Source organism: Thermohalobaculum xanthum, assembly GCF_016623495.1.
In the GTDB taxonomy this organism is placed as follows: Bacteria; Pseudomonadota; Alphaproteobacteria; order Rhodobacterales; family Rhodobacteraceae; genus Thermohalobaculum; species Thermohalobaculum xanthum.
Genome location: NZ_JAEHHL010000008.1, coordinates 182,092 through 200,136 on the forward strand (window position 1 = coordinate 182,092; position 18,045 = coordinate 200,136).

Here is an 18,045-nt window from a genome sequence, read left to right on the forward strand (position 1 = left end):
CGCTCAGCCCAGCCCCGCCTCCGCCGCGATGGCGGCACGCGACTTGCGCGCCCGCTCGGTCGCCGACTTGAGCTGGCCGCAGGCGGCAAGGATGTCCTCGCCGCGCGGTGTGCGCACGGGGCTGGCATAGCCCGCGCGGTTCACGATCTCGGCGAAGGCCTCGATCCGGTCCCAGTCGGACCGTTCGTAGGTCGCGCCCGGCCAGGGGTTGAACGGGATCAGGTTGATCTTGGCCGGGATGCCGGCGATCAGCTTGACCAGCCGCTTGGCATCGGCATCCGTGTCGTTCACGCCCTTGAGCATCACGTATTCGAAGGTGATGCGCTCGGCGTTCGACAGGCGCGGATAGGCCCGGCAGGCGGCCAGCAACTCCTCGATCGGCCACTTCTTGTTGATCGGCACCAGCACGTCGCGCACGTCGTTCGTGGTGGCGTGCAGGCTGATCGCCAGCAGCGTGCCCGCCTCGGCGCCCCAGCGAGGGATCTCGGGCACGACGCCGCTGGTCGACAGGGTGATGCGGCGGCGCGACAGGCTCAGCCCCTCGCCGTCCATGGCGATCAGCATGGCGTCGCGCACGTTGTCGGCGTTGTAGAGCGGCTCGCCCATCCCCATCAGCACGATGTTCGAGATCAGCCGCCGCTCGGGCGGGCGCTCGCCCGCCTTGGGCCACTCGCCAAGATCGTCGCGCGCCACCAGGATCTGGCCCACGATCTCGGCCGCGGTGAGGTTGCGGACCAGCTTCTGCGTGCCGGTATGGCAGAAGGTGCAGGTCAGCGTGCAGCCCACCTGGCTCGACACGCACAGCGTGCCGCGGTCTTCCTCGGGGATGTAGACCGCCTCGACCTCGTGCCCGCCGGCGATGCGCAGCAGGTACTTGCGCGTGCCGTCACGGCTGATCTGCCGGGTCACGATCTCGGGCCGCGCCACGGTGAAGGCTGCGGCCAGGTCGGCGCGGAAGCCCTTGCCCAGGTTGGTCATCGCGTCGAAGTCCGAGACGCCGCGCTGGTAGATCCACTGCCAGAGCTGCCCGGCCCGCATCCGCGTCTGCCGCGCCGGCACGCCCGCGTCGGCCAGCGCCTGCTCGAGGCGCTCGCGCGTCAGCCCGACCAGGTTCGCCCGGCCGTCGGCCGCGACGCGGCGCGGCAGCGTCGCGAAGTCCGGCTGGATCGCCGTGGCTGCTGGTCGTTCGCTGGCCGTGCCGGACATCTTCTCCGCGTCCATCCCGCTTGCGTCCCGTCATGCGCCTGGCGGGCCCGCCCGGCGCTCCAAAAAATAGTGGCCCTTCCCCGGAAGGGAAAGGCCGGTCGCATTACCATGCATGCGGGCCGCGCGCCAGTCGCGCAGCCGGGCCGCAGTTACTTGCAGCGCTCCTGCGCCGCCTCGAGCGCCGCGGTGAAGCCGAGCAGCGAGAAGGTGTCGACCGTCGTCGTCCCGCGCGACGAGGTTCCGCGCAGCTCGACCTGCGAGCCCGCCTTGAAGACGTTGATCGCCCGGGTGTCCTCGTCGCCGCTCTTGAACCAGGCGTTCTCGCCGTCGGTGAACATGGTCAGCGTGTTCGACCCGACCTTGGCCTCGACGTTCGACCCGGGCCGGAAGGGATAGCCCGCGATGTAGGAAACCTCGTTGCTCACGCCGTCGGCCGGGCGCACCGCGACCATCAGGAAGATGTCGCCGCGCCGGACCTCGACCTGCTGGCCGCCGCGCAGGGCAACCGTCTTCAGCGGCTGCGACACGATCCAGCAGACCTTCGCCTTCTCGCCCGCCGCCTCGAAGATCGACCAGTCGCGCTTCGCGTCGACACGGGTGTGCGTCTGAGCTTCCGCGGGCGAGGCCAGCGCCAGCCCGCACACCGCCAGCGCAAGAAACCCCACCTTCAGGAAATCCATCATGCTCGCCTCGTAGCTGTATACTCGCAGGGTCTTAACTGCCCCATCGAGGGTAAGTTTCGGATCAATGTTTGTTCCGCAGGGAGTTTCACCATACTCTAGGTGCGGTGCAGAATTCCACCCCGAGGGCGTCGCCGGCAGCACAAGTTTGCCGCGATGGCAAGCCGCGGGCCGGACGCCGCATCCGGACCTTGCACTGACGGCAGCGAGAGGCAAGCCCCTGTGAACGACGACCCTGCGACACCCGGGCCCGAAAGCGGCGCCACTGGCGCCGGTGCCGGGACGGGTGCGCAGGACCCGGCGTCGGACGAGGCCTTGCTTGCGGCCATCGCCGACAGCCGCTCGCGCGACGCCTTCGCCGAGCTGTTTCGCCGCTATGCCGGCCGGGTCAAGGCGTTCCTGCTTCGCTCGGGCGCCAGCCACGACGAGGCCGAGGAAGGCGCGCAGGAGGTGATGATCACGCTCTGGCGCCGGGCCGAGACCTTCGACCCCGCGCGCGCCGGCGCCTCGACATGGATCTTCACCATCGCCCGGAACAAACGCATCGACATGGTGCGGCGCATCCGCCGCCCCACCCCGGACCCCGAGGACCCGCATTTCCGCCCGGACGACGACGGCAGCGCCGAGACCCGCTTCTCGGGCCGCGAGCGCGACGCCCGGGTGCGCGAGGCCCTTGCCGGGCTCGGCGAGGACCAGCTGACAGTCGTGCGGCTTGCGTTTTTCGCCGGGTTGAGCCACGCCGAGATTGCCGAGCGGCTCGAAACCCCGCTGGGCACGGTCAAATCCAGGCTGCGCCTCTCGTTCCGCCGCCTGCGCGACGAGTTGGGCGACAGCTTTGCCGAGGAGCTGCGCGATGACTGAGGCCGACACCCATTCCCTGCACCGCTCCGGCAAGCTGCACGACCACCGCGCCACCGGGATGGAGGCCTCGCCGGTGCTGGCCGAGGTCTGGCGCGGGCCGGTCCTCGAATCGGTCCACCGCGGCGCGGTCGCCATCTGCCGGCCCGACGGCGAGCTGGTCGAGGCCTGGGGTGAACCCGGCCGCGTGATCCTGCCGCGCTCGTCGTGCAAGATGATCCAGGCGCTGCCGCTGGTCGAATCCGGCGCGGCCGACCGCTACGGGCTGACGGCCGAGCACCTTGCGCTGGCCTGCGCCTCGCACCAGGGGGCGACGATCCACACCGCGCTCGCCCGCGACTGGCTGGCGACACTGGGGCTTGGCGACGGCGACCTGCGCTGCGGGGCGCACGCGCCCTACGACACCGCCGCGCGGCGCGCGCTGCGCAACCGCGGCGAGCACCCCTGCCAGGTGCACAACAACTGCTCGGGCAAGCATTGCGGCTTTCTCACCGTGAACGCGCATCTGGGGGGCGATGCCGAGTACGTCGATCCCGACCACCCGGTGCAGCGCGCCGTGCGCGCCGCGACCGAGGAGGTCTGCGACGAGACTGTCACCGCCTTCGCCATCGACGGCTGCTCGGCGCCGAACTTCGCCGTGACGCTGAAGGGTCTCGCCACCGCCATGGCCCGCTTCGCCCGCCCGGCCGAGGGCTTCCGCGGCATCCGCGCCCAGGCCGCCACCCGCTTGCGGGACGCGATGGCCGCCCATCCCGAGCTCGTGGCCGGCGAGGGCCGGGCCTGCACCGCCCTGATGCGCGCCATGAACAACGGCACCGTCGTCAAGACCGGGGCCGAGGCCGTCTTCGTCGGCATCCTGCCCGAACAGGGCCTTGGCATTGCGCTCAAGATCGACGACGGCGCGACCCGCGGCTCCGAGGCCGCGATCGCGGCGCTGCTGGTCCGCCACGGCGCGCTCGATGCCCACAGCCCGGCCTTCCGCGCCTATGCCGACCACCCGATCGAGAACCGCCGGCACATCGTGCACGGCCATCTGCGCGCGGCCGAGACGCTGTTCGACTGAGGGCGGTGGTGGGCGGCCGCCCAAGGCCCGCCCCGCGCCGGCCCCGCGCCCGCCCCGGGCGCGCGCGCCACATGCCACCCGCTTTCCCCGCGCTTCCGGACAATGCGCGACGTCCCGGAAGATCAGGAAACTACATTTATTTCAAAATGATACGCCCAATTCCACACGTGAACGCCCACGCGGCTCATCCCTTCAACGATTTCTCGGCCGTCCGCGCCGCCGCCTTCGCACGCTCGATCGCGGCCCATTCGCGCCAGATCGCGTAGAGCCCCGCGCCGATGATCATCGCGCCGCCCAGCAGGGTGACCGGGTCGAAGGGCTCGCCGAACACCACCCAGCCCAGCGCCATGGTGAAGACCATCTGCAGGTAGATGAAGGGCTGGATGCGCACCGCCTCGGTCGCGTCCAGCGCGCGGATCAGGCAGTAGTGCCCGCTCATGCCGGTGACGCACAGCGCCCCCAGCCAGGCCCAGTCGGTCGCCAGCATCTCGGTCCAGAAGAACGGGCCCACCAGCGTGGCCGCCACCGCGCCGGCGATGCCGGTGTAGAAGAAGGCCGGCCGTGCCGAGCCGTCCGCCCGTGCCACCAGCCGCGTCAGCACCGAGTAGAAGGCGAACAGGAAGGCCGAGCCGACGGCGATCAGCGCGTAGGGGTCGAACACCCCCGCGCCGGGCCGCAGGATCACCAGGATGCCCAGGAAGCCCACGCCGACCGCCACCATGCGGCGCCAGCCCACCATCTCGCCCAGGATCGGGATCGCCAGCAGCGTCGCCAGCAGCGGGTGCAGGGCAAAGATCGCATGCGTCGGCCCCAGCCCGATCAGGTCGAAGCTGGTGACGATCACCCAGATCTGGAACACCAGAAGCACGCCGCGGAAGATCTGGACCAAGGGCATCTTCGTGCGCCACGCGGCGCGGATGCCTCCCTCGCTGCGCGACGCCACCACGATCACGAAGGCCGCGAAGAACCAGTAGCGGATCATCACGAAGAACGGCACCGGGTAGGACTGCGCCAGGTGCTTCGAGATGCCGTCCTGCAGCGCGAACAGCATCACCGCAATCAGGACGAAGCGTATCCCCGTCGCGGGGTCCGAGGCACGGCTCACTCGCCGCGCTCCAGCGCATCGAGTTCGACGCGCACTTCCGCGTCGTGCTGGCCCAGGCCCGGCGCCGCGCGCTCCAGCGCCAGCCCGCTCTCCGAGAACATCATCGGGCTGCGCACGCCCGGCACGCCCTCGACCTCGATCTGCATGCCGCGATGCACGATCTGGGGGTCGGCGAAGACGTCCTCGAGCCGGTTGATCGGCCCGGCCGGCACGCCCGCGGCCTCAAGCGCGGCCAGCATCGCGTCGCGCGGCCGGGTGCGGGTCGCGGCTTCGATCAGCGGCACGATCTCGGCGCGCGCGGCGACCCGCGCCGCGTTCGACGCGCAGCGCGGGTCGGCCGCCAGCGCCTCGAGGCCGAGCACCCCGCACAGCCGCCGGAACTGCCCGTCATTGCCGACCGCAATGATGATGTGGCCGTCGGCCGCCTCGAACACCTGGTAGGGTACGATGTTGGGATGCGCATTGCCCAGCCGACGCGGGCTCACGCCCGTCGCCAGGTAATTCATCGCCTGGTTGGCCAGCACACCCGTCATCGCGTCCATCAGGCTCATGTCGATATGCTGGCCTCGGCCAGTGGCGTCGCGCGTCCTGAGCGCCGCCTGCACTGCGATCACGCCATAGAGACCGGTGAAGATGTCGGCGAAGGCCACGCCGATCTTCTCGGGCGGTCCGTCGGGCTCGCCGGTCAGGTCCATGATGCCGCCCATGCCCTGGATCATGAAGTCGTAGCCCGCCTGGTGCGCGCGCGGCCCGTCCTGTCCGAAGCCGGTGACCGAGCAGTAGATCAGCCGCGGGTTCACCGCCGAGAGCGCGGCGTAGTCGAGCCCGTATTTCGTCAGCCCGCCTACCTTGAAGTTCTCAACCAGCACGTCCGCTTGCGCCGCCAGCCGGCGCACCAGCGCCGCCCCCTCCTCGGTGCGGAAATCGGCGGTGACGGAGCGCTTGCCGCGGTTAGCCGAATGGAAATAGGCGGCCGAACGGTCGAAGCCGCCGCCCGGCATCTGGCGCTCGACGAAGGGCGGGCCCCAGCCGCGGGTGTCGTCGCCCTCGGGCGCCTCGACCTTGATGACATCCGCGCCGAGATCGGCAAGCGTCTGCCCGATCCAGGGCCCGGCCAGGATGCGCGCAAGCTCGAGCACCCGAAGCCCGCGCAGCGGCGGTGTGTCGGTCATTCAGATCCCCTCATTCCGGCAATGTCACGGGCCCGCGCTGATCCCACAGGTCGCCCGGGCCCGGATTGCCGCGCGCGCTCTCGCCGCCCATGTGGCGCACCACGCCCCAGACCGCGTTGAGCGCGGTCTGCACCGCGCCCTCGACCCAGGCCGGCGTCCACGAGATGTCGTCGCCCGCCAGGAACAGGCCGCGCTCGTCCGGTGCCAGGTCCCTCTGCATGAAATGGCCGTACATGCGGTGGTTATAGCGGTAGTGCCCCGGCAGCGCGCCCTTGAACGCGCCCAGGAAATGCGGGTCGGCCTCCCAGCTCACGGTGATCGGGTCGCCGATGATATGGCCGCGGATATCGACGCCGGGATAGATCTTCTCGAGCGCCGAGAGCGCGAGCTCGACCCGCCGCTCGACCGGCAGCGGCAGCATCTTCAGCGCGTCCGACATCCACGAATAGGTCAGGCAGATCACGCCCGGATCGTCGGGCCCGGTCTCGAACAGATAGGTGCCGCGCGTCATCCGGTCGGTCAGCGTCATCGACATGACCTCGCGCCCGGTCGCGGGATCGCGGTCGCGCCAGAACGGGCGGTCGACCATGACGAAGGTCTTCGAGGACTGCATGTAGCGCGTCCGGTCCAGCGCCATCCACATCTTCTGGCTGAACAGCCGCTCCTCGGTCTCGATCGCGGTGGTCAGAAGCCAGCTCTGGCAGGTCGCCACCACCGCGCCGAAGCGCTCGGCCCTGCCCCAGCGGTCGGTCACCTCGATCCGCCCGTCGGCGGCACGCGCCAGCCGCACCACGCCGGGCCGAGGCGCGCCCGAATGCAGCGCCGACAGCGACACCTCGCCCCAGTGTCGCGCCGCTACCCGCCGGGTCCAGAGCCCGCGCGGCACCTGCTCGACCCCGCCGACGAAGAAGCGCTGGTTGTCGTCGCAGCCGGTGACGTTGACCCGCAGGATCTCGAGCATCGAGTTGGGGAAGTCGGAATCCCAGCCGCCCGTGCCGAAGCCGACCTGGCCGAACACCTCGCGATGGCGGAAGCTCAACGCCTGGAAGGCGCGCGAATGGGTCACGAAATCGTAGAAGGTGCGCTCGTCCCAGTCGCGCACGATCGGGTCCCAGATCTCCTTGATCCGCGCCCAGTCGCGCGCCCGGATCGCGGCCTGCAGGTCCGAGAACCGAGCCCCTTCCTCCAGCGCGGCGTCATAAGCCTCGGCGACCTCGCGGAACAGCGCAGGCAGGTCGTCCAGCGTCCGGGCGTAGTGCTTCTCGCCCTCGAGCTCGATCACCGTCGACCCCGCGGCGGGCGTCAGCGGGTTGGGGAACGGGCGGGTCTCGAGGCCCAGCATGTCCGCGTAGTGCCAGAACCCGGTCGAGGATTCGGGAAACCGCATCCCGCCCAGCTCGGCCACCGCGTTGCCCGCGCCCTCGAAGGGCTGCGAGCGCAGCCGCCCGCCCAGCTGCGAGGCCTCGTAGATCACCGGCCGCAGGCCCAGCTTCATCAGCTCCCAGGCGGTGACCATCCCGGCCATGCCCGCGCCGATGATCGCGACCGGCTTGCCCAGCGCCTCGCCCGGCAGCTGGCCCAGGCCCTGCGGCGCCGCCAGCCAGTGATCGTAGGCGAAGGGGAAATCCGGCCCGAACATCGTGAGCCCCGGCGCGCCGCTCACGTCAGGTCCCCGTAGAGTTCAGGCCTGCGGCAGGCCAGGTAAGGCAGCGCCGCGCGGCGTGCCGTCACCGCGTCGCGGTCGAGCGTGGCGACGAGCAACTCGGGCTCGAAGCCCGCGCGCGCGGCATCCTCGCCGTCCGGGCCGCAGACGCAAGACAGGCCGCAATAGACCTGCTTGCCCTCGGCGCCGACATAGTTGGCGTAGGCCAGGTAGACCCCGTTCTCGTCAGCCCTTGCCGGCACGATGCGGCGCGGGACCGAGCGGTACGGCTCCATGTTGGCGGTCGGCACGAGGACCAGCTCGGCGCCGCGCAGTGCCGCGATGCGCGCGACCTCGGGGAACTCGATGTCGAAGCAGATCGCCAGCGACACGCGCCAGCCGTCGAGCTCGACCACGTCGGACAAGCCGTCCCCGGCGACGAACTGCTCCCGGTCGAGCGCGCCCCACAGATGCGTCTTGGCGTAGTCGGCCAGCACGTCGCCACCGGCCGAGACCAGCGCGGCGGCGTTGCGCACACCGCCGCCCGCGGCCTCGGGGTAGCCGAAGGCAACCGCGATCCCGTGACGGCGCGCGATGGCGGCCACGGCCTCGTGATAGGCGCCCCCCTGTGGCCGGGCGAGGCGGGCGCAGGCCTCCGCCCCGATCGCGTAGCCCGTCAGCGCCATCTCGGGCGTGACCAGGAGCCGCGCGCCCCCGCCAGCCGCGGCGCGCGCGGCTTCCTCCAGCCGCGCCAGCCCCGCCTCCGGGTCCGCCGCGACCGGCGTGGTCTGCCAAACCGCGATCCGCATCTCTTGCGCTCCCCTCCGGCGCAGCCGGCGACCGTCCGGGCAGCGCGTGGCGCCCCCCGGGCCGGCCGCGTCAGAAGAATGCCTGCAGCCCCGTCTGGGCGCGGCCCAGGATCAGCGCATGGATGTCGTGGGTGCCCTCGTAGGTGTTGACCGTCTCGAGGTTCATCATGTGCCGGATCACCTGGAATTCCTGGCTGATCCCGTTACCGCCATGCATGTCGCGCGACTGCCGGGCGATGTCGAGCGCCTTGCCGCAGTTGTTGCGCTTGACGATCGAGATCATCTCGGGCGCCTCGCGGTGCTCGTCCATCAGCCGGCCCACGCGCAGCGAGCCCTGCAGCCCCAGCGCGATCTCGGTCTGCATGTCGGCCAGCTTCTTCTGGAACAGCTGCGTCTGCGCCAGCGGCTTGCCGAACTGCTTGCGGTCGAGGCCGTATTGCCGCGCGGCGTGCCAGCAGAACTCGGCCGCCCCCATCACGCCCCACGAGATACCGTAGCGCGCCCGGTTGAGGCAGCCGAACGGCCCCTTCAGGCCCTGCACGTTGGGCAGCAGCGCGTCCTCGCCGACCTCGACACCCTGCATCACGATCTCGCCGGTGATCGAGGCGCGCAGGCTCAGCTTGCCCTCGATCTTGGGCGCCGAGAGGCCCTTCATGCCCTTTTCGAGGACAAAGCCGCGGATCTCGCCGCCATGCGCCTCGGACTTGGCCCAGACCACGAACACATCGGCGATCGGCGCGTTCGAGATCCACATCTTGGACCCGTTGAGCACGTAGCCACCCGCCGTCTTCTTCGCGACCGTCTTCATCCCGCCGGGGTCCGAGCCCGCATCCGGCTCGGTCAGGCCGAAGCAGCCGATGAACTCGCCCGAGGCCAGCCTGGGCAGGTACTTCCTGCGCTGCTCCTCCGAGCCGTAGGCATGGATCGGGAACATCACCAGCGAGGATTGCACCGACATCATCGAGCGGTAGCCCGAATCGATGCGCTCCACCTCGCGCGCGATCAGGCCGTAGGAGACATAACCCACGCCCGCGCCGCCATATTCCTCGGGGATCGTCGGGCCCAGCAGCCCCATCTCGCCCATCTCGCGGAAGATGCCTGCGTCGGTCTTCTCCTGCGCGTAGGCCTCGATCACCCTCGGGGCCAGCTTCTCCTCGGCAAAGGCCCGCGCGGTGTCGCGGATCATCCGCTCCTCCTCGCTGAGCTGGTCGTCCAGCAGGAAGGGATCGTCCCAGACGAATTTCTGCCGCGTGGCGGGCCGGACCGGCGCCTCGTTGTTCATGGCGTCCTCCACTTGATCTTTGGCCGCGACACTATCCCCGCGCCACGGCCGGGGCAATCGCAACCCGTGGCCGTGGCGTCGCACGCCGACATGCAGCAATTGCGATTGCGAAGGCGCGGCATCGGCGGTTAACGTCGCCCGCCATGACCGATGCTGCGCGCTCCCTCTGGCCCGGACGGCCACGCCCGCCCTATCTGCGGCTCGCGATCGCCCTGATCGCGGCGCCCGCGATCCTCGCCGCCATCGGCACCGGGATCAGCTTCCTCATCGCCGGCGCCAGCGAGGAGACGCTCGAGGGCACGATGGCCGTGACCAACCAGGCGGGGATCGCGCTCGGCGTGCTCGGCGGGCTCCTGCTGGTGATCGCGGGGCTGCCGGGGGTCGCGACGCTCTGGGCGCTTGGCCAGCGCAGCGTGCTCGCCTGGTCGGCAACGGGCGTCGTGCTCGGGGCCGGGGCCTCGGCCATCCTGGGGATCGCCCAGCAAGGCCAGGTCTCGCAGACCTCGCTCACCGTGGGCACGGTGTTCTGCTGGCTGATGTTCCTGCTGATTCGCGCGATCGCGGGCGTCAGGACCGGCTGATCGCGGCAACGCCGGCGGGCGCCGCGGGGCGCTCCCAGACCAGCCGGCTGCCCGGCGCCTCGCGCCGCAGCGCGCCCGCCGCGGCGAGGTCGCTGAACCCCGGCAATGCCGAGAACGCGTCGATCAGCTTCTCGGCCCCCTGCGCCACCGCCGGCACCACCAGCACATGCCCGTCGGACGCCGCCAGCCGCCACAGCGCACCGACGCCGCGCGCGGGCACGACGACCTCGATCCGCACCAGCGCGTCGAGATCGACGCTGCCACCGGCGTAAGGTCCGAAGAACCGGATCTCGCGCTCGCGGATCTCGACCACGCCCGGCGCCTCACCGCCCTGCGCGCTCAGCGCCCGCACCAGAGCGACCCGCAGCCACAAGGCGGCGAGCAGCGCGGCCGCAAGCGCGATCCAGCCAAAGCCCCTGCCCGCGCCGAAGGCGATTACCGCCTCGCGCCCGGCGGCCAGCAGCAGAACCGCGGCGGCCGCGGGCTCGGCCCAGCGCCGCACGAGGGCCGCCGCCTCGGGCCGCACGAAGCTCATCGCCAGTCCCCGATGCTGGCCTGCCACAGCGCCAGCGCCGCGACCGCGGCGGTGTCGGCGCGCAAGATGCGCGGCCCCAGGCTCGCGGCATGGGCACAGGGCAAGGCGCGCAGCCGCGCCGCCTCTTCGGGCGCGAAGCCGCCCTCGGGGCCGGTCAGCACCGCCCAGGCGCCCGGCCCCGCCTCCAGCAGAACCTCGCGCGCCGGCCGCCCAGCGCCGCTCTCGTCGCAGAACAGGATCCGGCGGTTTGCGTCCCAGTCCGCCAGCAGCCGGTCGAGCGCCACCGGCTCGGCCACCTCGGGCACGGTGAGGATGCCGCATTGCTCGGCCGCCTCGACCGCGTGAGCACGCAGCCGATCGACATTCACGCGCTCGGAATTGGTGTGGCGGGTGAAGACGGGGACGATGCGCCGGCAGCCCATCTCGCAGGCCTTCTCGGCGATGAAGTCGGTGCGCGCCTTCTTGACCGGCGCGAACATCAGCCACAGGTCGGGCGGTCTGTCCTGTGGCCGGGTCTGCTCGACCAGCCGCAGCTGCCCGCCGCGCTTGCCGGCCTCGGCGACCTCGGCCAGCCATTCGCCGTCCGTGCCGTTGAACACCAAGAGGCGAGCCCCCACCGCCTGGCGCATCACCACGAACAGGTAATGCGCCTGCTCGCGCGCAAGATCCACGACGCCGTCCGCGGCCAGCGGAGCGTCGAGATAAAGCCTGATTTTCGCGCCGTCCTGTGCCATAGCTCGCCCCATGAACGAGGCATCAGCTAACACCCCCCGCGGCGCCGCGCAAACGGTAGCCGATGCCGTCAGCGGCAACTGGGTCGACACGATCGCGCCGACGGCCTGGCGCCCCTACCTGCGGCTGAGCCGGGCCGACCGGCCGATCGGCACCTGGCTGCTCTACATCCCCTGCCTGTGGGCCGTGGCGCTGGCGGCGGGCGCGACCGGCTGGCGGCTGCTCGACCTGTGGCTGATCGTCGGCTCGGGCATCGGCGCTTTCCTGATGCGCGGCGCGGGCTGTACCTGGAACGACATACAGGATCGCGACATCGACGCGAAGGTCACCCGCACCCGCTCGCGCCCGATCCCCTCGGGCGCGGTCAGCCCGGCGCAGGCGGCGGCCTGGATGGTGGCGCAGGCGCTCGCGGCCTTCCTGATCCTGCTCACCTTCAACGCGACCGCGATCATGTGGGGCGTGGCCTCGCTCGGCTTCGTGGCCATCTACCCCTTCGCCAAGCGCTTCACGTGGTGGCCGCAGGTGTTCCTGGGCCTCGCCTTCAACTGGGGGGCGCTGCTGCTGTGGGTCGCGCATACCGGCCAGATCGGGCTGCCCGCGGTGCTGCTCTACTTGGCGGGCATCGCCTGGACGCTGCATTACGACACGATCTACGCCCACCAGGACCGCGAGGACGACGCGCTGATCGGCGTCAAATCCACGGCGCGGCTCTTCGGTGCCTCGACGCCCGCCTGGCTGTGGGGCTTCGCCAATGCCGCGATCGTGCTGGCGGCCGCTTCGGTGCTGGCGGCCGGGGGCGGCCCGCTCGCGTTCATCGGTGTGGCGGCCTTCGGCGCGCATATGTCCTGGCAGATCCTGCGCCTCAAGATCGACGACCCCGCGCGCTGCCTGATGCTGTTCCGCGCGACCCGGTGGGGCGGACTAGCGCTGTTCGCCGGGCTCGTCCTCGACGCGATGACCTGAGGCGCGCGCATGGCCTTCGTCTGGGTCGAGATCGTCGCGCCGCAAGACCAGCTCGGAGCCCTCGACGCCGCGGCCGAGGAGGCCGGCGCCTCCGAGATCGTGCAGGGTCCGGCCGGGCCCGACGGGCGGCAAAGCCTGCGGGTCCTGCTTGGCGAGGTCGACCGCCAGGCTTTCCTCGACCGCGTGCAGAGCCAGCTCAACGGGACCGAGGGCTGGCGCGTCGTCCTCACGCCCACCCTCGCCGTGATTCCGCGGACCGAGGACGAGGAGACCCGCGAGGCCGAGGAGGCCGACCGGCGCAAGCGCCACTCGATCTCGGCATCGCGCGAGGAGCTCTACACCTCGATCTCGAGCGGCGCGAAGCTCGACCGCACCTATCTGCTGCTGGTCCTGCTCTCGACCGTCGTGGCCGCGATCGGGCTCGTCAGCAGCAATGTCGCGGTGGTGATCGGGGCGATGGTGATCGCGCCGCTCCTGGGCCCGCACCTCGCGCTGTCCTTCGGCATCGCGGTTGGCGACCGGCAACTCGTCATGCGGGCGCTCAGGACCTCGGCGGTGGGGCTGGGGCTCGCGATCCTGCTCTCGGCCCTCGTGCCCCTGCTGGTCGAGGTCGACCTAGACCATGGCGAGCTGGCCGCGCGAACCACGGTCAGCTACGCGTCGGTCGCGCTGGCGCTCGCATCAGGGGCGGCGGCGTCGCTCTCGGTCACGACGGGGCTCTCGACGACCCTGGTCGGGGTCATGGTCGCCGTCGCCCTGCTGCCGCCAGCCGCGACGCTCGGCATCTCGCTTTCGGAAGGCGAGTGGCGCGACCTCGCCAGCGCCACCATGCTGCTTGCGGTCAACATCGTCTCGGTCAACCTGGCGGCCAACATCGTGTTCCTGGCCAAGGGCATCCGGCCGCACAGCTGGTGGGAGCACGAAAGCGCGCGCCAGTCCGTCCGGCTCACCATCCTCGCGCTGACGGCGGCATTGCTGGTGCTGATCGCGCTGATCGCCTTCAGCCACCGGACCGGGATCTGACAGGGCAAACCCCCGCGACCCAGCGCCTCTCGACCAAGGCCCCCGCGTTCAGTCGCCCCGGCGGGTGATGCGCTTGCGGATGCGCCTCATCGACCAGCCGACCGCGATCACCACCGGCAGCGCGACCAGCGCAAGCAGCGTCGTCTTGTCGACCCCCAGCGGCTTTGCCAGCGGCGCCAGCGCATAGCCCAGCAGGCTCACCGCGTAGTAGCTGATCGCCACGACGGACAGGCCCTCGACCGTCTCCTGCAGGCGCAGCTGCGTGTCGGCGCGCGCGTTCATCGAGGCCAGCAGTTTCTGGTTCTGCGCCTCGACCGCGACATCGACCCGTGTGCGCAGCAGGTCGCCGATCCGGCTCGCGCGCGTCGCCATGTCGGCAAGCCGCCCCGCCGTCGAGTGGCAGGTGCGCATCGCCGGATCGTAGCGGCGCATCATGAATTCCGAGAAGAGCTGCCGGCCCATCATGCGCTCCTCGCGCAGGTTGGCGATGCGCTGGTGGACGATCGCCTCGTAGGCCGTCGCGGCCCCGAAGCGGAAGGCGGTGGCCGCCGACATCGCCTCGATCTCGGCCGAAAGTGCGGTCAGCTGGTCGAGGATCGCCTGTTCGGACGCCGTGCGCTCGGACGAGGCGACCAGCCGGATCAGGCTGGTCAGCTCGCGGTCAATCTCGTTCAGCCGCCGCGCCGCGTCGCGGGCGATCGGCAGCGCCAGCATCGACAGGATGCGGTAGTTCTCGACCTCGATCAGCCGCTGCACCGCGCGCCCGATGCGGCGGTCGCCGACGTCGTCATGCACGACAAGGGCAAAGCGCGTGAAGCCGCCCTCGTGAATGCGGAAATCGCCGATCGCCACGGCCGCGCCGTCAAGCACGCGCGCCACGACCATGCTCTCGCGCGCGAACTGCCGTCCCAGCGCGCCGTCGATCAGCGCCGCCGCGGCTTCGAAATCGCGCGCGCGGATCAGTTCGATCTCGACCGCGGCCACGACCTTTCCCGGCGCCTGGGCCAGCCATTCGCCTGGTAGATGCTGGAACAGCGTGCCAGCGAAGAGCGTGTCGCTCGGGCCGCTCTCGAACAGCGTGTAGCTCACGAACTCGGTGTGACGCTCCCATTTCAGGCGGAAGCGGCCGAAATCCGCGAAGTAGTGGTTCGCGTCCGGCGCGGGGTGCGGACCGCCATGCCGGTCGATCAGCGCCGTCAGATGCGCATGATCCCGTGCCGGGTCGCGCTCGGCGGCGTTCTCGGTCTCCTTGAACGCCACCATCAGGACACGCCCCGGCGCGTCGGTCGGCGTGAACGGGCGGGCGTGCAGCTCGTTGGTCAGCGCAAAGCGGCGCGGGTGGTTGTCGAGCACGCTCTTGATCATCGTTCCCTCCGGCCCGAGGGCGGGCAATCTTCGCGTGCAGGATAACGGCGTGCGGCCTCACCGCCAGCGCGGGCTTGTCGCAGGGCGGTGTCAGCCGGCAAGGTGCGCGACCATGAGGTGGCCGGGCACCGGGGCCCCTTCCTCGAAACGCACGGTGATCGGCTCGGCCTCGTCGACCGCGAAACCCGCCGCCGCAAGCGCCGCCTGCAGATACGCCAGATCATGGGCATAGCGATGCCGCGGCCCGACCTTCCACGGCCGTCCGCCGAACGAGGCGGCGGCCAGGGTCTCGGTCGAGAAGACCAGCAGCCCGCCGGGCTCGAGGTTCTGCGCCGCTCCCTCGAAGAGCGCCTCGACGCCGCCCAGGTAGGGCAGCACGTCGGCGGCCACGATCAGGTCAAAGGGCGCGCCGTCCTCGGCGTCCTCGGCGGCCAGGAACTCGGCCACGTCGCCGAGATAGAGGTCGTCATAGAGCCCCTTGTCGTCGGCGACGCCAAGCATGCCCTCGGAAAGGTCCACGCCCGCGATATAGCCGACCGACTCCGGCAACCCCTCGGCAAGCGCCTCGGCCACCAGCCCGGTGCCGCAGCCAAGGTCGAGCACCCGCGCGAAGCGGCGCCCCGCCAGTCGCGCGGCGATCAGGCCCGGCACGCCATAGCCCAGCCGGTCGACCAGGATGCCCTCGAAGGCCTCGGCCTGCTGGTCGAACAGCGTTGCAACATAGGCGGGCGGCGCGCCGTCGGGGGCCTCGCCCCGCGCCATCGCCGCCAGCCGCACCGCCGCTCCGCCGTGATCGGCCGGGTCGAGCGCCAGCACCTCGCGATAGGCCGCCGCCGCCTCGTCGTGGCGTCCGGCCTTCTCCAGCCGCAGCGCCCGGTTGTAGGCCCGGGCAAGGGGCGTGTCGTCGTCGGTCATCTCGGCTCGTCTCCGGTCGCGCGCGGGGCCCGGGCGCCCCCTTGCGGCACGTCCGCCAGATCGCGTGCCGCAGGGTCCCGCGTCAAGCGCGATCAGGGGCGGACGGAATCTATTTTTGAACTTTTGATTTTATTTCAATGTGTTAAAATGATTTTCACACGTGAAAGCCCGCCCCGACATACACCCCGGGAACGGGAAAAGGCCCCGGCGTCGTACCGGGGCCTGCGAGTCGGGCAACTCGACTGCGCGACGCGCAGCCTCACATGTTCGGATAGTTCGGCCCGTCGCCGCCCTGCGGCACCGTCCAGGTGATGTTCTGGCTGGGGTCCTTGATGTCGCAGGTCTTGCAGTGGACGCAGTTCTGGAAATTGATCTGGAACCGCGGGTTAGACCCGTCATCCTCGCGCACGATCTCGTAGACCCCTGCAGGGCAGTAGCGCTGCGCCGGCTCGGCAAACTTCGGCAGGTTGTCCGAGATCGGGATCTCGGGATCCGTCAGCCGCAGATGCGCGGGCTGGCTCTCCTCGTGGTTGGTGAAGCTGAAGGCCACGTTGGTCAGCCGGTCGAAGCTCAGCACGCCGTCGGGCTTGGGGTAGTCGATCGGCGCGAAATGCTTGGCGCGGCCCGTGGCCTCGGCGTCGGACTTGCCGTGATGCAGCGTGCCGAGCAGGTTCAGCCCCGAACGGCCCGGCCCCAGGCCCAGCTTGCCGCCCAGATTGGCCAGCCACATGTCCAGCCCGCCCAGCCCGAGCGAGGCGAACATGCCGAACTTCGACCACAGCGGCTTGACGTTCCGCACCGGCCGCAGGTCCTGCATGATCGGCCCGGTGCGCACCGAATTCTCATAGGCCGCCAACTCGTCCGAGGCGCGTCCGGCCTGCAGCGCGTCCCACGCCGCCTCGGCAGCCGCCTTGCCCGACAGCATGGCGTTGTGGTTGCCCTTGATGCGCGGCACGTTGACCATTCCGGCCGAGCAGCCCAGCAGCGCGCCGCCAGGGAAGGTCAGCTTCGGCAGAGACTGCCAGCCACCCTCCGAGATCGCGCGGGCGCCATAGGCCACGCGCTTGCCCCCCTCCAGCACCTCGGCGATCAGCGGGTGATGCTTGAAGCGCTGGAACTCCATGTAGGGATAGAGATGGGGGTTCGCGTAGTTCAGGTGGACGACGAAGCCGACATACACCTGGTTGTTCTCGAGGTGGTACATGAACGAGCCGCCGCCCGCGTTCCCGCCCAGCGGCCAGCCCATGGTGTGGGTCACCTGCCCGGGGCGGTGATGCTCGGGCTTGACCTCCCACAGCTCCTTCATGCCGATCCCGTATTTCTGGACGTCGCAGTCCCGGGCCAGCTCGTATTTCGCGATGATCTGCTTGGCGAGCGAGCCGCGCACGCCCTCGGCGATCATCACGTACTTGCCGTGCAGCTCCATCCCCGGCTCGTAGCTCGGGCCCGGCTTGCCGTCCTTGTCGAGGCCGAACTCGCCGGCCACGACGCCCTTGACCTCGCCGCCATCGCCATAGACCAGCGCCGAGGCCGCCATGCCGGGGAAGATCTCGACGCCCAGTTCCTCGGCCTGCTCGGCCAGCCATCGGCAGACATTGCCCATCGACACGATGTAGGTGCCGTGGTTCGACATCAGCGGCGGCATCATGAAGTTCGGAAGCCGCAGCTGGCCGGCCTCGCCCAGAACGTAGAAGCGGTCCTCGGTCACGGGCGTGTTGAGCGGCGCGCCCTTCTCCTTCCAGTCGGGGATCAGCGCGTCCAGCCCCGAGGGATCGAGCACCGCTCCCGACAGGATATGCGCGCCGACCTCGGAGCCCTTCTCGAGCACCACCACCGACACGTCGTCGCCGCCGAGCTGCTTGAGACGGATCGCCGCCGAGAGGCCAGCAGGGCCCGCGCCGACGATCACCACGTCGTATTCCATGCTCTCGCGTTCGATCTCGGTCATCTGGCGGTCCACTCTCTCTGTGCGTAGGGAACGTCCGGGCTCAGCGCATCGAGATATCCGCCGCCCCGCGGCAGGTCAATGCGATCCGCCCGCCCTCGGCAATCATGCGGCCAATGGTGGTGGCCCGAGCGCAATATCCGTGCAATTGTGCCTCAGCCACGAGGGG

The 18,045-nt window shown here is 70.5% G+C and carries 17 protein-coding genes; 5 read left to right on the forward strand and 12 right to left on the reverse strand.

The features are described from left to right. Positions 1–3 precede the first annotated feature (3 nt). Together rlmN and H0I76_RS14150 are read right to left on the reverse strand one after the other, a co-directional pair. A complete protein-coding gene (gene rlmN, locus H0I76_RS14145) occupies positions 4–1,221 on the reverse strand; it encodes a 23S rRNA (adenine(2503)-C(2))-methyltransferase RlmN (protein WP_407704274.1) in 1,218 nt (405 codons plus the stop codon). Positions 1,222–1,355: 134 nt separating this feature from the next. Continuing rightward, entirely contained in the window at positions 1,356–1,889 is a 534-nt protein-coding gene (locus H0I76_RS14150) for an invasion associated locus B family protein (RefSeq protein ID WP_234455321.1), read from the reverse strand. 219 nt (positions 1,890–2,108) lie between these two features. Between H0I76_RS14150 and H0I76_RS14155 the strand changes: the two genes are divergently transcribed. Continuing rightward, positions 2,109–2,747 (forward strand): sigma-70 family RNA polymerase sigma factor, encoded by a 639-nt coding sequence (locus H0I76_RS14155; protein WP_325166456.1) that lies wholly within the window; start codon positions 2,109–2,111, stop codon positions 2,745–2,747. Positions 2,748–2,805: 58 nt separating this feature from the next. Then, on the forward strand, positions 2,806–3,807 hold the full coding sequence (locus H0I76_RS14160; protein WP_200611257.1) for an asparaginase: 1,002 nt from the start codon (positions 2,806–2,808) through the stop codon (positions 3,805–3,807). A gap of 184 nt (positions 3,808–3,991) precedes the next feature. On the opposite strand, the gene H0I76_RS14165 is transcribed toward H0I76_RS14160, so the two are convergent. From H0I76_RS14165 to H0I76_RS14185, 5 genes are all read right to left on the reverse strand, one after another. After that, the gene (locus H0I76_RS14165; RefSeq protein WP_325166457.1) at positions 3,992–4,912 is read right to left on the reverse strand and encodes a DMT family transporter; all 921 of its coding nucleotides are present in this window, start codon (positions 4,910–4,912) and stop codon (positions 3,992–3,994) included. Beyond that, complete coding sequence (locus tag H0I76_RS14170) at positions 4,909–6,084, reverse strand: CaiB/BaiF CoA transferase family protein (protein WP_200610981.1); 1,176 nt, start codon at positions 6,082–6,084, stop codon at positions 4,909–4,911. The genes H0I76_RS14165 and H0I76_RS14170 overlap by 4 nt, the downstream gene beginning before the upstream one ends. Positions 6,085–6,094: 10 nt before the next feature. Next, positions 6,095–7,747: a flavin monoamine oxidase family protein gene (locus H0I76_RS14175; RefSeq protein WP_325166458.1), complete on the reverse strand. Its 1,653-nt coding sequence runs from the start codon at positions 7,745–7,747 to the stop codon at positions 6,095–6,097. Continuing rightward, positions 7,744–8,535 carry a carbon-nitrogen hydrolase family protein gene (locus H0I76_RS14180; RefSeq protein WP_200610983.1) on the reverse strand — a complete coding sequence of 264 codons (792 nt, stop codon included), beginning with the start codon at positions 8,533–8,535 and terminating at the stop codon, positions 7,744–7,746. The genes H0I76_RS14175 and H0I76_RS14180 overlap by 4 nt, the downstream gene beginning before the upstream one ends. A 70-nt stretch (positions 8,536–8,605) precedes the next feature. Beyond that, positions 8,606–9,817 carry an acyl-CoA dehydrogenase gene (locus tag H0I76_RS14185; protein WP_200610984.1) on the reverse strand — a complete coding sequence of 404 codons (1,212 nt, stop codon included), beginning with the start codon at positions 9,815–9,817 and terminating at the stop codon, positions 8,606–8,608. Between the two features lie 143 nt (positions 9,818–9,960). On the opposite strand from H0I76_RS14185, the gene H0I76_RS14190 reads away from it, so the two are divergent. Further along, positions 9,961–10,398, forward strand: coding sequence for a hypothetical protein (locus tag H0I76_RS14190; RefSeq protein WP_200610986.1), 438 nt, complete (start codon positions 9,961–9,963; stop codon positions 10,396–10,398). On the opposite strand, the gene H0I76_RS14195 is transcribed toward H0I76_RS14190, so the two are convergent. Then, a complete protein-coding gene (locus H0I76_RS14195) occupies positions 10,385–10,933 on the reverse strand; it encodes a hypothetical protein (protein ID WP_200610988.1) in 549 nt (182 codons plus the stop codon). The two genes, H0I76_RS14190 and H0I76_RS14195, sit on opposite strands and share 14 nt — an antisense overlap. Beyond that, positions 10,930–11,667, reverse strand: a complete 738-nt coding sequence (locus tag H0I76_RS14200) for a 16S rRNA (uracil(1498)-N(3))-methyltransferase (protein WP_234455322.1) — start codon at positions 11,665–11,667, stop codon at positions 10,930–10,932. Before H0I76_RS14200 ends, H0I76_RS14195 begins: the two co-directional genes overlap by 4 nt. A gap of 10 nt (positions 11,668–11,677) precedes the next feature. On the opposite strand from H0I76_RS14200, the gene ubiA reads away from it, so the two are divergent. Together ubiA and H0I76_RS14210 are read left to right on the forward strand one after the other, a co-directional pair. Beyond that, the gene (gene ubiA / locus H0I76_RS14205; RefSeq protein WP_200610992.1) at positions 11,678–12,628 is read left to right on the forward strand and encodes a 4-hydroxybenzoate octaprenyltransferase; all 951 of its coding nucleotides are present in this window, start codon (positions 11,678–11,680) and stop codon (positions 12,626–12,628) included. 9 nt (positions 12,629–12,637) lie between these two features. After that, the gene (locus H0I76_RS14210; RefSeq protein WP_200610994.1) at positions 12,638–13,651 is read left to right on the forward strand and encodes a TIGR00341 family protein; all 1,014 of its coding nucleotides are present in this window, start codon (positions 12,638–12,640) and stop codon (positions 13,649–13,651) included. 48 nt (positions 13,652–13,699) lie between these two features. On the opposite strand, the gene H0I76_RS14215 is transcribed toward H0I76_RS14210, so the two are convergent. The 3 genes from H0I76_RS14215 to H0I76_RS14225 form a co-directional block, all read right to left on the reverse strand. After that, the gene (locus tag H0I76_RS14215; protein ID WP_200610997.1) at positions 13,700–15,016 is read right to left on the reverse strand and encodes a DUF3422 family protein; all 1,317 of its coding nucleotides are present in this window, start codon (positions 15,014–15,016) and stop codon (positions 13,700–13,702) included. A gap of 90 nt (positions 15,017–15,106) precedes the next feature. After that, positions 15,107–15,931, reverse strand: coding sequence for a methyltransferase domain-containing protein (locus H0I76_RS14220; RefSeq protein WP_200611008.1), 825 nt, complete (start codon positions 15,929–15,931; stop codon positions 15,107–15,109). A 259-nt stretch (positions 15,932–16,190) separates the two neighbouring features. Continuing rightward, on the reverse strand, positions 16,191–17,879 hold the full coding sequence (locus H0I76_RS14225; RefSeq protein ID WP_200611009.1) for an electron transfer flavoprotein-ubiquinone oxidoreductase: 1,689 nt from the start codon (positions 17,877–17,879) through the stop codon (positions 16,191–16,193). Positions 17,880–18,045: the final 166 nt, after the last annotated feature.

What these genes read in the sequence shown, in the direction of transcription:
- H0I76_RS14185 (WP_200610984.1), bottom strand. Translation starts at nt 9,817, where the DNA reads ATGAACAACGAGGCGCCGGTCCGGCCCGCCACGCGGCAGAAATTCGTC.
- H0I76_RS14220 (WP_200611008.1), bottom strand. Translation starts at nt 15,931, where the DNA reads ATGACCGACGACGACACGCCCCTTGCCCGGGCCTACAACCGGGCGCTG.
- ubiA (WP_200610992.1), top strand. Translation starts at nt 11,678, where the DNA reads ATGAACGAGGCATCAGCTAACACCCCCCGCGGCGCCGCGCAAACGGTA.
- H0I76_RS14215 (WP_200610997.1), bottom strand. Translation starts at nt 15,016, where the DNA reads ATGATCAAGAGCGTGCTCGACAACCACCCGCGCCGCTTTGCGCTGACC.
- H0I76_RS14180 (WP_200610983.1), bottom strand. Translation starts at nt 8,535, where the DNA reads ATGCGGATCGCGGTTTGGCAGACCACGCCGGTCGCGGCGGACCCGGAG.
- H0I76_RS14150 (WP_234455321.1), bottom strand. Translation starts at nt 1,889, where the DNA reads ATGATGGATTTCCTGAAGGTGGGGTTTCTTGCGCTGGCGGTGTGCGGG.
- H0I76_RS14210 (WP_200610994.1), top strand. Translation starts at nt 12,638, where the DNA reads ATGGCCTTCGTCTGGGTCGAGATCGTCGCGCCGCAAGACCAGCTCGGA.
- rlmN (WP_407704274.1), bottom strand. Translation starts at nt 1,221, where the DNA reads ATGGACGCGGAGAAGATGTCCGGCACGGCCAGCGAACGACCAGCAGCC.
- H0I76_RS14225 (WP_200611009.1), bottom strand. Translation starts at nt 17,879, where the DNA reads ATGACCGAGATCGAACGCGAGAGCATGGAATACGACGTGGTGATCGTC.
- H0I76_RS14195 (WP_200610988.1), bottom strand. Translation starts at nt 10,933, where the DNA reads ATGAGCTTCGTGCGGCCCGAGGCGGCGGCCCTCGTGCGGCGCTGGGCC.
- H0I76_RS14170 (WP_200610981.1), bottom strand. Translation starts at nt 6,084, where the DNA reads ATGACCGACACACCGCCGCTGCGCGGGCTTCGGGTGCTCGAGCTTGCG.
- H0I76_RS14200 (WP_234455322.1), bottom strand. Translation starts at nt 11,667, where the DNA reads ATGGCACAGGACGGCGCGAAAATCAGGCTTTATCTCGACGCTCCGCTG.
- H0I76_RS14160 (WP_200611257.1), top strand. Translation starts at nt 2,806, where the DNA reads ATGGAGGCCTCGCCGGTGCTGGCCGAGGTCTGGCGCGGGCCGGTCCTC.
- H0I76_RS14190 (WP_200610986.1), top strand. Translation starts at nt 9,961, where the DNA reads ATGACCGATGCTGCGCGCTCCCTCTGGCCCGGACGGCCACGCCCGCCC.